Here is a 15,680-nt window from a genome sequence, read left to right as displayed (position 1 = left end):
GTATAATTATATATTACACTCTAATACATCATCTAACCCAAATAATCCTATTTTTGATCGTCCTAACCAAATAGCAGAAAGCACTGCTCCATTTGCAAATATTCTTCTATCATATGCTTGATGAGTTATTTTTAAATACTCTCCTATTCCAGCAATCAAAACTGAATGTTCACCAACAATATCTCCAGAACGTATTGAATGAATCGTGATATCTTTACACATATTATTACTAAACTCAGATTTTTCTTCATATAACTTATTATTGCACTGCATATCTTTAGTCAATGATGATTTATCACATAAATCATTTTTAATAATAGTATTGCGAATCATTAACGCTGTTCCAGAAGGAATATCTTTTTTTTTATTATGATGAGTTTCAATTATATCTATATTTGTAAAATTTCTTATAACTTGCATCTTCATCAATTCTAATAATTTTAACATTACAGCCATTCCCACGCTAAAATTAGAAGAAAACACAATTCCTATATTCTTAGATGCATCTTTAATTATCTCTTGTTGAATCTTATTAAATCCAGTAGTACCAATAACCATCCTTTTATTATTTAATATACAAAATTTTAAATATTCCATAGTTGATTCAGGAGAAGTAAAATCAATTAATACGTCAAAATCTTTTTTCACTAACTCAATATCATTCGTAACATATATTCCAACATTAGCAATTTTAATAAGTTCTCCTACATCTATATTATAAATCCCAGTTTTTGCTCTACTTATTGCTGCTCCTAAAATAAACTTTTTATTAACTTGATAATCTTGTTTTTGAATAATACACTTTATTATTTCTTTTCCCATTCGACCTGTTATTCCTGTGACAGCAAGTCGAATAGGGGTATCGTTTATCATAATTAAAATACCTGCAATTAAAAACTTTAATAACATCAATATTATTTCATCTATATTCCAAACAGAGGATTATAACATAAATAAAATAATAGTCCTTTCAAACTATATGTAAATTTATATATAATCTAACAATAAATTATTTACATACTTTCATTACTTATCACTTATCTTAATATTGTTGGTATATCAAAAAACATATTTTCTTGTTTCCCGAATATATTCTCAACTATTACATCATACGCATTGATCTCGCGCAATTTTTCCAACACCTGTTGTACTAAAATTTCCGGAGTAGATGCTCCTGCAGTAACTCCAATGCTATTTACATTAGATATCCAACTTTTTTGAATATTATTAGTATTACTAATTAAATAAGCAGGTTTTCCGATTTTATGAGCTAACTCTAACAATCTATTAGAATTAGACGATTGAGTTGATCCTACTACTAAAATTACCTCTGTAAGTAATGCTAAATTTTTTAGTGCATCTTGTCTATTAAATGTTGCATAACAAATATCACTTTTTTTAGGTTCCAACATATTAGGAAATCTTTTTCTCAAAATTTTAATAATTTCTAAAGTATCATCTATCGATAAAGTCGTTTGTGTAACACAATAAACATTGTCTGGATAATTAATTTGCAACGACCAAGCATCTTTTTTAGATTGAATCAAATGTATACTTGTATTCGCATCACTAGTATATTCATACTGTCCAATAATCCCTTCCACTTCTGGATGACCAAAATGTCCTATTAAAATTACTTCCATTTTTTTTCTGCTAGCACGAAATACTTCCATATGTACTTTTCTTACCAAAGGGCAAGTTGCATCAAATACTATTAATTTTTTATCTTTTGCTTGGATTTTTATTTGCTTTGAAACACCGTGAGCTGAAAAAACTAATACAGAACCATCAGGAACATCATTCAAATCTTCAATAAAAATTATACCTAATTTTAATAATTCAGAAATTACATAATCATTATGTACTAATTCATGCTTTACATAAATTGGAGCTCCATAAATATTTTTTACTTCCTTTACAATATTAATAGCTCTAATTACTCCAGCACAAAAACCTCTGGGATTAGCTAATATAATTTTAATAATAGACAATTACCTCCAATATTTAATAAAAATAAAAAAATTCTTTATATATTTCATGCGCTCAAGCTCAATCTTTTTTTTGACATTTACTAAACAAACGATTAATTAATTATATTTATTTTTTATCATAAAAACATCTAACAGATAAAAATGTAACTCCTATACAAATTTCTATATCTGCTATATTAAAAATCGGCCAATGCCAATAATTAATATAAATATCTATAAAATCAATCACTGCATTATGAAGTATTCGACTATATAAATTTCCTACAGATCCTCCAACGATCATAGCATATAACAAACCATCATAAAAATGGCAATATTTTTTTAGTTTATAAACTATTATAACTAATACAAAAAGTATAAATATTATTATTCCAATACATGTCCATCTGAAATAAATATTATTACCAATACTAGAAAATAATCCAAATGCTAATCCCGAATTTTGAATATGACAAACATTAATACCAGGTAGTATATGTTGAATCTCCCCAATAAAAAAATGAGTTTTTATCCATTGTTTAACACCAATATCCAATAATGCTAAAAACACAGAAAAAGATAACCACACACAATATTTATAAATAAGTTTAATTTTCATTACTAAAAAAATCGACGATTTTCTCCTAATCCCATTATATTTTGAGCACAACGAGAACAAATATTAATATAATTAGCATATTGTTTCACATTTAATGTATAATTCCAGCAACGTAGACATTTTTTTCCTTGAAACTTTTCTAAAGTAACCTTCAACTCAATAATATTTTCTTTTTTTTTCTGTTCAATTATATCAATATCATGAATATCTTCTGATATAATAACAGAAGATGTTATTAATCCAAATGCCAATTCATCACTTAATATTCGTAATTTATGTGCTAATGTTGGAGTAACATTTAAAATAATTTTAGCTTCTAAAGATCCTTTAATAACACCGTCAATTCGTGACTTTTCAATGACTTTATTTACTTCCTTACGAACATAAAAAAAAATATTCCAAAGCTCATTATTTACAATTTGATTTCCATCTAATTTAAATAATCCATTATACCATTCTTCAGTAAATACATACTTTGAACGTTTCCCTGGAATATATTTCCAAATATCATCTGCAGTAAAAGATAAAATAGGAGCAATCCATCGTACCATAGCTTCTAAAATATGATATAAAGTTGTCTGACAAGAACGTCTAGCTACACTATTTTTTTTTAAAGTATATTGTCTATCTTTAATTACATCTAAATAAAATGAACCCATTTCAATTGAGCAGAACTTCATAATATTCTGAATCACATTATGAAACTGATATTTATCATAATTAGATATAATTTTTAATTGCACTAATAAAGTATGATCTATCATCCAGCGATCTAATTCAACCATATTTTTAGGCGACACTAAATTCTCATCTGGATTAAAATCATTTAAATTTGCTAAACAAAATCGCATGGTATTTCGAATACGTCTATACATATCAATTACATGTTTCAAATTACTATTTGATATCGTCATATCTCTAGAATAATCAGAAGAAGCAATCCATAACCGTAAGATATCTGATCCGAATTTATCTATTATATCTTTCGGTCTAATAATATTCCCAAGAGATTTAGACATTTTATTTCCTTGAGAATCAACAGTAAATCCATGAGTTAATACTTGTTTATAAGGAGCTTTATTATTAATAGCAACAGATGTAATTAAGGAAGACATAAACCATCCTCGGTATTGATCAAACCCTTCTACATATAAATCAATTTCTAGTTTTTCTTTTATAAATTTAAATTTTTCCGAAATTACAGAATCATGAGTAGATCCAGAATCAAACCATACATCCAAAACATCATTCAATTTCCTATAACAACTTGCTTCCTTCTGATTTGTAATAAACTCTTCAACTTTTAAATCCCACCATACTTGAATACCATTATTTTCTACAAGTTTTTCAATCTTTTCCATAAATTCTAATGTTTTAGGATGAAAATCTTCTGTTTTTTTATGAACAAAAATAGGAATTGGAATACCCCAAATACGTTGTCTAGAAAGACACCAATCTGGTCTATTAATGATCATTGATTGCATGCTAGAACTTCCATTATTTGGAATCCACATTACCTTTTGAGATGCTTTCAATAATTTCTCCCTTAAATTCATATGATCCATATTAAGAAACCACTGTGAAGTAGCTCTAAAAATTAAAGGTATTTTATGTCTCCAACAATAAGGATAACTATGTTGATAATTTAAATTAACATTTAAAAAATTTTTTGATTGATATAATAATTGGATTATTGTTGAGTTAGATTCAAATATATGTAATTTATTTAAATTATTGTGAATATTAGGTAAATAACATCCCTTTTCATCTATAATATTGCTAATATTATTTTTAAATTTATATTTTTTAAAAAGAATATAATCGTCTAATCCATGATTTGGAGCAACATGCACAATTCCTGTTCCAGAATCTAATGTAATATGTCTGCTTAAAATTACAGGAACATTAAATAACATAAATGGATGTTTTACCTGTAAATATTCTAAAGTATTTCCTACAACTTGACCTAAAACTACCCAAGTTTCATATTTTATATATTTCATAAACATATTTATTAATTCAGCTGCAATAATTATATATTTATCATCAATTGTTTTAATTAATTGATAAACATAATCTGGATGCACGGAAATAGCCCGATTAGCAGGAAGAGTCCATAAAGTAGTAGTCCAAATTACTAATTCAACATTTTCTTGATGTATATTAATATTAAATATTCTATTAACATCAATATTATTAACAACAGAAAAACCAACATAAACAGCAGTAGAGCAATGATTATGACAATATTCTACTTCAGAATTAGCTAAAACAGAGCGACATTTAACACACCAATGCACTGGTTTAATGCCTTTATAAAAATAACCATTAGATATAATCTTTCGTAACGTTCTAATAATATTTGCTTCAATTTTAAAATCCATCGTTAAATAAGGATACTTCCAATCTCCTAATACTCCTAATCTAATAAAATCTTTTTTTTGTATTTCTATCTGTTCTTCGGCATATTTTCTACAGATATTACAAAATTCCTTAAAATCAGTATCATTATTAAAATTAGCCTTATTAATCTGTTGCTCTACTTTTAATTCAATAGGTAATCCATGACAATCCCATCCAGGAATATAAGGCGCATTATAACCAGATAATCCCTTATACTTAATAATAATATCTTTAAGTACTTTATTAATTGCATGTCCTAAATGAATCTTACCATTTGCATAAGGAGGTCCATCATGTAATAAAAAAAGTTTTTTATTATTTTTTTTTGTACGAATAATTTGATATAAATCATTTTCATACCAATCTTTCAAAATTTTAATTTCAACACTTGGTAAATTAGCACGCATAGGAAATTTAGTATAAGGCAAATTCAAAGTATTTTTATAATTCGTCATATTATTTGCTCACTTTACTATCTTATTATAATTAGAATATTTTTTAAAATATTCGCATACTTGCAACATATCGTTTTGAATCTGATTTTTTAATATATGTATAGAACTAAAATATTGCTCATTACGTATTTTCTTAAGAAACACTATAGTAATATAACGACAATATAAATCTACAGATATATTTAATATATGTACTTCTAATTGTTGTGTTGATGATCCAGAAACTGTCGGTCGTATCCCAATATTAGCCATACCCGGTAATGGAAAATTAAAAATTCCATGTACTATTACTGCGTACACGCCATGAATAGGTAATTGTTTTCCTTTCAACAATATATTAGCTGTCGGAAATCCAATAACACGCCCTAATTTATTACCATGCACTACTTTACCAGAAATACGATAAGAATGACCCATTAATAACTCAGCATCCATCATTCTATCTTCTATTAAAGCAGTTTTTATTGCAGTGCTACTTATTTTTTGTCCATCTTGATCTAAACAAGTATCTATGCATACTACTTTAAATCCTTCTCGTTTTCCTATATTTTTCAAAAATTTACAATCTCCCTTTCTAAACGCTCCAAACCTAAAATCATTTCCAATGCAAACAAATTGCACTCCTAATTTATATATTAGGATTTTTTTTACAAAATTATATGCCTCAATACAAGCAAATTTCTCATTAAATGCTATACATAAAATTATATCAACTCCAGCAGTAAATAAATACTGAATTTTATCTCTAAATTTACTTAGTCGAATTCTCACTACTTTAGAAAAAAATTCTTTAGGATGTGGTTCAAAAATCATTACCATCACAGGTAATTTATAATTTTTATTTTCATGTAATTTTGAAATCAATAATTGATGTCCTTTATGAAACCCATCAAAATTTCCCATTGTTAATATACATCCTTTATGACAAGGTTTTATGTTATGTAATCCACGTATTAATTTCATAATAAATATTATCAAAATTATAGAATATTTATTTAATATATTTCTTATTTTTTAGTAAATTCATTGCACGTATATAATAATATATATATTATTATATACGTGCAATATAATGATTATTGCATATAAATAAACAAAACTTTAAACAACTTTTATAAAAGTTGTTTAAAGTTTTGTTTATTTATGCTAATATAACTAAATGAAATTATGTTAATACTGTACAGTTGCTAAGGAAAATGAATTGGCTAATATTAAATCTTCTAAAAAATCTATCAAAAAATCAAGAACCCAACGAAAATTTAATGTCAGTAAAAAATCCATGCTACGAACTTTTATAAAAAAAGTAAAAAATTCTATTCAAAATCAAGAAAAAACTATTGCAATGAATCAATTCATTGTTATGCAAAAATGTATAGACCGACAAACCTCTAAAGGGTTAATTCATAAAAATAAAGCTGCTAGATGTAAATCAAAAATCTTTAGACAAATAACAGAAATCTCATCATAACCTTATTCACAAACAACAGAATAACCTAATTGTAATCACTGATCTTAATTGCCTTTAATTTTTTATTTAGCAATAAAACAATCTAATTACCTAGTAAGATCATCAAAAAACTTCCTGACCCCCTCAAAAAAATTCTTTGATCTAGGACTATTTTGATTTCCACAAGGTCCATCAAAACTATCTGATAGATCTTGAAGTAATTTTTTTTGTCTCTCACTCAATCTAACTGGAGTTTCTACCACTACTCTACATAACAAATCGCCATACCCCCCACTTCTAACAGATTTTACTCCTTTACCTCTCATTCGAAATAACTTCCCAGTTTGGGTTTCCGGTGGTATTTTTAATTTTACTCTACCATCTAGTGTTGGAACTTCGATTTCTCCTCCTAATGCAGCCATAGAAAAACTAATTGGAACTTCACAATATAAATTTTTTTCTTCTCGATCAAAAATTGGATGTTTTTTAATCTGAACTTGTACATATAGATCCCCAGATGACGCTCCATATTTACCAGATTCACCTTCTCCCGATAATCGAATCCGATCTCCTGAACTTATTCCAGCAGGAATCTTAACAGATAAAGTCTTAGTTCTTTCTACTCGACCATTACCCCGACATTCATTGCAAATTTCTTTAATAATCTTACCATGACCTCGACATGAAGGACAAGACTGTTGCACAGAAAAAAAACCCTGACGCATCTGTATCTGTCCTTGACCACGACATGTCATACATGTAACTATTGACGCACTTGATTTAGCTCCACTACCTCTACATTTCATACATGTTGATAAAGTTGGAACAAAAATTTCCTTAACAACTCCACGAACAGCTTCTTCTAAAGTTAATTCCATATCATACCGTAAATCAGCTCCTCTACTAGAACGATTTCTTCTATTACCGCCAAAAATATCACCAAATACATCTCCAAAAATATCACTAAAATCTGATCCTCCAGAATTTGATCCTGATCCCATTCCTCCGCTTTGTTCAAAAATTGCATGTCCATATTGATCATATGCAGTTCGCTTATCGGGATTACTTAACACTTCATATGCTTCTTTAATCTCCTTAAATTTAGTTTCAGCAGAAACATTACCCGGATTTCTATCTGGATGAAACTTCATCGCTAAACGCTTATAGGACTTCTTTATTTCACGATCACTTGCATTTCTAGAAACCCCTAAAATTTCATAATAATCCGACTTCTTGCCCATGATCCCTCTATCTTATACTTTCAATAATAAATTCCAAAAATCAATAATTACATATTTTTACTATTCTTAACATTTATTAATTTATATACATACAAAATATAATTATTTCTTATTTTTTATCTCTTCAAATTCAGCATCTACAACGTCTTCATTTGAATCAGTAGAAGTATTATTTTTATCAGAGCTTTGAGATTGAGTAGAAGAATTTGATTCTTTACTCTTTTGAGTACTTGCTTCTAATAATTTTCCAGAAACTTTTATCAAATCTTGCACTTTAGATTCAATCTCATTTTTATTTTCATTTTTCATCACTAATTCTAATTCTTTCAAGGCATTATTAATAACGGTTTTATCATCTACAGATAATCGATCTCCTAATTCTTTTAGTTGCTTCCGAGTACTATGAACTAGATGATCAGCTTGATTTCTAATTTGCACTAATTCTTCAAATTTTCTATCAGACTCAGCATTGGCTTCAGCCTCTTGAACCATCTTTTTTATTTCTTCTTCATTTAACCCAGAAGAAGCCTTAATAGTAATTTTCTGCTCTCGACCACTATTTTTATCCTTTGCAGACACATGTAAAATTCCGTCTGCATCAATATCAAAAGTTACCTCTATCTGAGGTATTCCACGCATAGCTGGAGCTATCCCATCTAAATTAAATTGACCTAAAGATTTATTATCATTTGCTCTCTTACGTTCACCCTGTAAAACATGAATTGTAACAGCTGATTGATTATCTTCAGCTGTAGAAAAAACCTGACTATGTTTAGTAGGGATAGTGGTATTTTTAGAAATTAAAGGAGTCATAACTCCACCCATAGTTTCAATACCTAAAGACAAAGGTGTAACATCTAACAATAATACATCTTTCACATCACCAGATAACACTCCTCCTTGAACAGCTGCTCCAATAGCTACTGCTTCATCAGGATTAACATCCTTTCGAGGTTCTTTACTAAAAAACTCAGATACTTTTTTCTGAACTAAAGGCATTCGAGTTTGCCCACCTACTAAAATGACATCATGTATATCAGAAACAGATAAATTTGCATCTTTAAGCGCTAATTTAAGAGGATTCATAGTGCGATTAACTAATTCTTCTACAAGAGACTCTAATTTAGCACGAGTCACTCTTAAATTCATATGCTTAGGACCAGTATTATCTGCAGTTATATATGGCAAATTTACATCAGTTTGATGTGATGTTGACAATTCTATTTTTGATTTTTCTGCTGCCTCTTTCAGTCTTTGCATTGCCAAAGGATCATTATATAAATTAATACTTTGATCTTTTTTAAATTCATCTACTAAATAATTAATTAAAAGACTATCAAAATCTTCCCCTCCTAAATGAGTATCTCCGTTAGTAGATAGTACTTCAAAAGTTTTTTCTCCATCAACATCATCAATCTCTATAATTGAAATGTCAAAAGTACCCCCTCCTAAATCATATACAGCTATGATTCTATTTCCTTTAGTTTCTTTATCTAAACCATATGCTAACGCTGCTGCTGTAGGCTCATTTATTATTCGCTTTACTTCCAGCCCAGCAATACGACCAGCATCTTTAGTAGCTTGACGTTGAGCATCGTTAAAATAAGCAGGAACTGTAATAACTGCTTCCGTAACTTGGCTTCCTAAATAATCTTCTGCAGTTTTTTTCATTTTTTTTAATATTTCAGCTGAAATTTGAGGAGGAGCTATTTTTTGTCCCTTAATATCTATCCAAGCATCTCCATTATCAGCAGAAATTATTTTATATGGCATAATATTAACGTCCCGCTGTACTTCTTTATCCTGAAAACGACGACCAATTAAACGCTTTATAGCAAATAAAGTATTTTTAGGATTAGTAACAGATTGACGTTTAGCCGGTTGACCTACTAAAATTTCTCCATCTTGTGTATAAGCAACAACAGAAGGAGTTGTTCTATCTCCTTCACTATTTTCTAATACACGGGGCTTATTACCTTCAATAATCGCAACACAAGAATTGGTTGTGCCTAAATCAACACCAATAATCTTTCCCATCTAAACATCTCCATTATTTTATATTACATAAATAAAATAGACAATTTAACCAGACCATGAACCTGATATGCGGTCAAAACTACACTTTTCAACCTTCAATAAACTTGTTTTTCGTAAACTTTTTTAAACAGAACACGTATATGTATTCACTATATCAAATAAATTATATGAACTCTTCACATTTATAACAAATCTACTATTATATTTTTACCAAACATAAAATCATATACCAGTGATCATTTATATTTATATATATTATTATATAACTCTATATTTATTAAAATCTTTACACACATTATTAATTTTATTAATAAAAAAATCAAATAAATAATTATAGTACTATTGAACAAATTAAGTTACGCAATTCAGAAAAACATCCTGATATTTTATAAGATAAAATAGGTAATTTTATTTGGCTTTTTAAAGAATCAGGCAACAAAATACTTATTTTACCTTCTAACAAATACTCTATTAATTCTTTAAATTTAGCTGGATGAGCAGTACCAAGACATATTCCAAATTCATTAGAATTTAATTGATCATTTAATAAGCTATATGCTACTGCAGTATGAGGATCAGCAATATATCCTAATTTTATAATTTTAAATATTGTTTCTTTAGTTAACTCATTATTAACAGAACCATATCTTAATTCTAAAAAAGATTTATTCTCTCTCCTAAACAATTCTTCTATTCTACTCCAATTACTAGGACAACTCACATCCATTGCATTAGAAAAAGTTGAAATAGTAGGTAAGGGATTCCATATTCCACATTTTAAAAATCTAGGTACTGTGTCATTTGAATTGGTGGCAGCAATAAAACATCTTATTGGCAATCCAGAAGATTGAGCTAATAGTCCTGCTGTCAAATTTCCAAAATTTCCACTAGGGACAGAAACTACTACCTTATTATTGATTCGTATTCGTTCAGGAAGTTGAGCCAATGCTTCAAAATAATAACAAATTTGAGCTAATATTCTGCTAATATTAATAGAATTTGCAGAATTTAAATATAATCTTTTTTTTAAAAAATTATCTTCAAAAGATTGTTTAACTAAACTTTGACAAACATCAAAATTTCCATCAACTGAAATAGTAGTTATGTTTCTTCCTAATGTACAAAACGATTTTTCTTGTAATATACTAATTTTATCCTTAGGATATAAAATAATAACATGTACATTATTTAATCCATAAAACGCATGAGCCACTGCAGCTCCTGTATCTCCTGAAGTAGCTGTAAGAATAACTAAAGGTTTTTCTACTAATTCATATTTTTTTTTAACTTGTTGCATTAACATACGTGCCATCAACCTACTACCAAAATCTTTAAAAGCTAAAGTTGGACCATGAAATAATTCTAAAATTGCAATATTCTTTTTGATAAACACTAATGGAACAGGAAAATTAAAAGCATTCTCAACACACGTCAAAATATTTTTGTACGATAGCTCAGATCCTATATATTTTGATAAAATATATGTACTTCGTTCTATAAAATTCATGTCTAATAAAATATTAATTTCAGATATGGAAAATTTAGGTAAATCACAAGGAAAAAATAATCCTTGATTTTTTCCTAAACCTCGTATAAGAGCATCAGAAAAACTAACTTTTTCATCATGTTGTTTAATATTATATAGTTTCATTAATTATTCCACTACAATATGAGCGCCTATTTTATTTAATAAGCAAACTTTTACAAAGCCTAATTTACTTTTTACATAAAAATTAGATAAAAAATTGCAAACATCATCTATTACATAATTAACATTACATAACGCAAATATGGTTGGTCCTGAACCAGAAATACCACAAGACACTACTCCTTTTTCTATAAGACACTTTTTAATAAAAGATAAATCTACCGGTAATAATTTATTTCGATAAGGTTCTGCAATAATATCGTTCATACACTCAATTGCTAAAGATTCTTGATGAGTATGACAAGCGTGTACAAATCCAGATAAATATTGACTATGATTGACACAATCTTTTCTACTATATTGTTCAGGTAGTACTGATCTAGATATTGAAGTTAAGACTTTAACTCCCGGGTATGCTATAATCCATACCCAATTATTAAAACTGGGAATCAGTTGACTTATATTTTTACAAACCGCAAGAGAAATACGCATGCCTCCTAAAAAACAAGGAGCCACATTATCTAAATGAATAGATCCAGAAATTTTTCCTTCTATTTCTCCCATGAGTTTAAACAATTGTTCATTATTCAATGGACATCCGTAATAATGATTAATAGCAATTAATGTTGCTACAACAGAACATGCACTCGATCCTAATCCAGAAGAAACAGGAACATTTTTTTCTAATTGAATAATCACAGGAGGATATTTTTTACACAAAAATTCACAAAACCTTTTCCAACACTGAAAAACAATATTTTTTTCTAATTGAATAGGTAATTGATCATGAAATAACCCAACATTCTTCACAACAAAACTATCAGATTTTTCAATATTGACAAAATCTCCTAAATATTCTCCATTACTAGGAGTAATTGCCATCCCTAAAGTATCAAAACCAACCCCAATATTACCTATAGATGCTGGAGCATACACTCGAACCATATTTTATATCCCTACTATTATTAATTTCAGATAAATTAAGATAAAGTACGTAACAAATCAGCAAACACACCTGCCGCTGTGACATCATTTCCTGCGCCATATCCTCTTAATACTAGAGGTAATGGTTGATAATATTGTGTAAAAAATGCCAGAGCATTCTCTCCATCCTTCACTTTAAATAAAGGATGACTATTATCAACAGATTCTATTCTAACATAACATTTACCTTTTTGTATATTACCAATATAACGCAAGACATGACCTAAATTTTTCGCTTCGTTAACTTTATTTATAAAGTACTCATCTAAAGATGATAATTTTTCTAAAAAATCATTAATAGAATAATGATTATTATTTAATATATTACCAGGTATTACAGACTCAACATATACATCTTCTAATTCTAATTGATATCCTACTTCTCTAGCTAAAACTAATAATTTTCGAGCTACATCTATACCAGAAAGATCATCACGAGGATCAGGTTCAGTGTATCCATTTTTTTTAGCTAATAAAGTTGCTTCAGAAAATAATAATCCTTCATCTAATTTTCCAAAAATATAAGATAAAGATCCAGATAAAATTCCAGAAAATGTTATTAACTCATCTCCAGCATGTAACAAATTTTGTAGATTTTCTATTACCGGTAATCCAGCTCCAACATTAGTATCATACAAAAATTTCCGTCGAGTTGCATGAACAACATTTCTAATTGCATTATAATATTCCATAGAACCAGTATTAGCTTTTTTATTCGGAGTAACTACATGGCACCCTCCTAATAAAAAATCTACATAACAATTTGATACTTGAAAACTACCAGTACAATCAACAATTACTGGGTTTAATAAATGATATTGTTTAATGATAGTGATTAATTTTTTTAAGTTACAAGGTTCTTTCGATTGCATTAACAATACTTTCCACTCATTTAAACTAATACCATCTGGATTAATCAACATACATTGAGAATTAACAATACCACATATACGTAAATCTATACATTTATTCTTTAACCAAAAATGTTGTTTTCGAATTTGTTCTATTAATGCGCTACCAACACCTCCTATTCCAATAATAAACGCTTCAATTACCTGATCAGTACTAAACAACACTTGATGAACTGCTTTTACACCAATAGCAGTAACATTATTTTTAACTACCACAGAAATAGAACGTTCTGATGATCCTTGAGTAATAGCAATTATATTAATATTAGCACGAGCTAAGGCTCCAAATAATTTACCTGCTAATCCTAATTGAGTCCTCATTCCATCACCTACTACTGAAATAATTGATAAATTTGGCATTGAATCTATTGGTTCTAATAATCCATTTTTTAATTCTAAATAAAATTCTTCATTTAAAGCATCACAAGCTTTTTCCAGTTCCTGATTCGGCACACAAAAACTAATACTATATTCTGAAGATGATTGAGTAATTAATACTACCGAACACGCTGCTTTATACATTGAAGCAAATACTCTCGCTGCCATACCAATCATTCCTTTCATACCTGGACCAGATACACTCAGCATAACCATATTTTTTAAATAGGTAATTCCTTTTACTACATTATTATTAATATTATCAGGAGAACTTATCAAAGTTCCAGTACCATCAGGCTTAAAAATATTTTTTATTAAACAAGGAATATGAAATTGTGCAATAGGCACAATAGTACGTGGATGTAAAATTTTAGCTCCAAAATAAGAAAGCTCCATAGCTTCTGTATAAGATAATGTATGTAATAATTTAGCATCAGGTACTTGATGAGGGTCACATGTATAAATTCCATCCACATCTGTCCAAATCTCACAAAGATCAGCACCTACACAAGCTGATAAAATAGCAGCTGAATAATCCGATCCATTACGACCTAAAGTAACTAATTCTCCATATTTATTACCTCCAGTAAATCCAGCCATTAAAATTATCTTATCATCAGAAACAGAAATATTTTTAATACGACGAGTTGATTCTTCAATATTTACTATAGATGTAGAATAACCACCTTGAGTTAAAATTACTTTTACAGGATCTAAAACCATCACTTTTAAATTTTGTGCAATTAAAACTTCCTTCATTAAAACTACAGATAATTTTTCTCCTAAACAAATAATATTGGCATTTATATTTTCTGGACAAAAATTTAATAATGAAATCCCATGTAATAATTTTTTTAAACAATTAAATTCTTTTTCTAATATTACATTAGCAACCAAATAATTAAATTTAGATTGAAATTGAGTTATATCTTTTATCAAAATAGTAAAAACATTTTTTATACTAAAAATACTTTCTGATATATTTAAACCATTTAATGTATTATTAATAGCTAATACTAAATAATTTGTAATAGTTGCAGGAGCCGACAATACTACTGCTATTTGTTCTTTTTGAGCATTTTTTTTAATGATATTAGCTACATGTATAAATTGTTGTGCATTAGATAACGAAGTTCCCCCAAATTTCAATACTTTCATATTACATCTCCTAAATGTAACTTAATCTAATCTTATACTTCATTACCTATTATTATAATAAATTCTAGGATAGAATATGTGCTCAGATCAAGTCATACACTATTTATACTATCATTTACAATATAAAATATAATCATCACGAAACAATATAAAATTAGAACAAACACAAATTAGAACGAATTATATCATCAATCAAGTAATATTAATATCATTAAAATAATTTTTTAACAATCAATTAATTATTTATAAAATTTAAATTTACTACAAAATTTTAATGCAAGTATTTAATTAAAATAATTCATATTACATATAGTAAATGATATTATTTATTCTTTATTCTCATCATATTAATTTTTAACCAAATTTCTCATAATACTAATCAAATCAAACTTTTTCTAGTTATTATATATATTAATAATATTGCATTAT

Annotated in this window: 11 protein-coding genes; 1 reads left to right on the top strand and 10 read right to left on the bottom strand. The window is 27.9% G+C overall.

What is annotated here, in order from left to right; translation table 11 throughout:
• Positions 1-6 precede the first annotated feature (6 nt).
• The 5 genes from dapB to ribF all read right to left on the bottom strand — a co-directional run bounded on the left by dapB (position 7) and on the right by ribF (position 6,410).
• The gene (gene dapB / locus Bpudo544_RS00620) at positions 7-873 is read right to left on the bottom strand and encodes a 4-hydroxy-tetrahydrodipicolinate reductase (RefSeq protein WP_500825427.1); all 867 of its coding nucleotides are present in this window, start codon (positions 871-873) and stop codon (positions 7-9) included.
• Between the two features lie 164 nt (positions 874-1,037).
• On the bottom strand, positions 1,038-1,982 hold the full coding sequence (gene ispH, locus Bpudo544_RS00615; protein WP_500825608.1) for a 4-hydroxy-3-methylbut-2-enyl diphosphate reductase: 945 nt from the start codon (positions 1,980-1,982) through the stop codon (positions 1,038-1,040).
• Positions 1,983-2,097: 115 nt separating this feature from the next.
• Positions 2,098-2,589 (bottom strand): signal peptidase II, encoded by a 492-nt coding sequence (gene lspA, locus Bpudo544_RS00610; protein ID WP_500825426.1) that lies wholly within the window; start codon positions 2,587-2,589, stop codon positions 2,098-2,100.
• Positions 2,590-2,591: 2 nt separating this feature from the next.
• On the bottom strand, positions 2,592-5,447 hold the full coding sequence (gene ileS / locus Bpudo544_RS00605; protein ID WP_500825425.1) for an isoleucine--tRNA ligase: 2,856 nt from the start codon (positions 5,445-5,447) through the stop codon (positions 2,592-2,594).
• A gap of 9 nt (positions 5,448-5,456) precedes the next feature.
• Complete coding sequence (ribF, locus tag Bpudo544_RS00600) at positions 5,457-6,410, bottom strand: bifunctional riboflavin kinase/FAD synthetase (RefSeq protein ID WP_500825424.1); 954 nt, start codon at positions 6,408-6,410, stop codon at positions 5,457-5,459.
• A gap of 268 nt (positions 6,411-6,678) precedes the next feature.
• Here ribF and rpsT point away from each other — a divergent pair, with 268 nt between their 5' ends.
• Positions 6,679-6,915 carry a 30S ribosomal protein S20 gene (gene rpsT / locus Bpudo544_RS00595; RefSeq protein ID WP_500825606.1) on the top strand — a complete coding sequence of 79 codons (237 nt, stop codon included), beginning with the start codon at positions 6,679-6,681 and terminating at the stop codon, positions 6,913-6,915.
• Between the two features lie 86 nt (positions 6,916-7,001).
• Here rpsT and dnaJ read toward each other — a convergent pair whose 3' ends face one another.
• The 5 genes from dnaJ to thrA form a co-directional block, all read right to left on the bottom strand.
• Positions 7,002-8,135, bottom strand: coding sequence for a molecular chaperone DnaJ (gene dnaJ, locus Bpudo544_RS00590; RefSeq protein ID WP_500825423.1), 1,134 nt, complete (start codon positions 8,133-8,135; stop codon positions 7,002-7,004).
• Between the two features lie 102 nt (positions 8,136-8,237).
• Entirely contained in the window at positions 8,238-10,172 is a 1,935-nt protein-coding gene (dnaK, locus tag Bpudo544_RS00585; RefSeq protein ID WP_500825422.1) for a molecular chaperone DnaK, read from the bottom strand.
• A 331-nt stretch (positions 10,173-10,503) separates the two neighbouring features.
• Positions 10,504-11,823 carry a threonine synthase gene (gene thrC, locus Bpudo544_RS00580; protein WP_500825421.1) on the bottom strand — a complete coding sequence of 440 codons (1,320 nt, stop codon included), beginning with the start codon at positions 11,821-11,823 and terminating at the stop codon, positions 10,504-10,506.
• Between the two features lie 3 nt (positions 11,824-11,826).
• The gene (thrB, locus tag Bpudo544_RS00575; RefSeq protein WP_500825420.1) at positions 11,827-12,765 is read right to left on the bottom strand and encodes a homoserine kinase; all 939 of its coding nucleotides are present in this window, start codon (positions 12,763-12,765) and stop codon (positions 11,827-11,829) included.
• Positions 12,766-12,800: 35 nt separating this feature from the next.
• Entirely contained in the window at positions 12,801-15,251 is a 2,451-nt protein-coding gene (thrA, locus tag Bpudo544_RS00570) for a bifunctional aspartate kinase/homoserine dehydrogenase I (protein ID WP_500825419.1), read from the bottom strand.
• Between the last annotated feature and the right edge of the window lie 429 nt (positions 15,252-15,680).

It is taken from the genome of Blochmannia endosymbiont of Camponotus pudorosus, from assembly GCF_059934925.1.
This window is presented reverse-complemented; position numbering and strand designations above follow the sequence as displayed.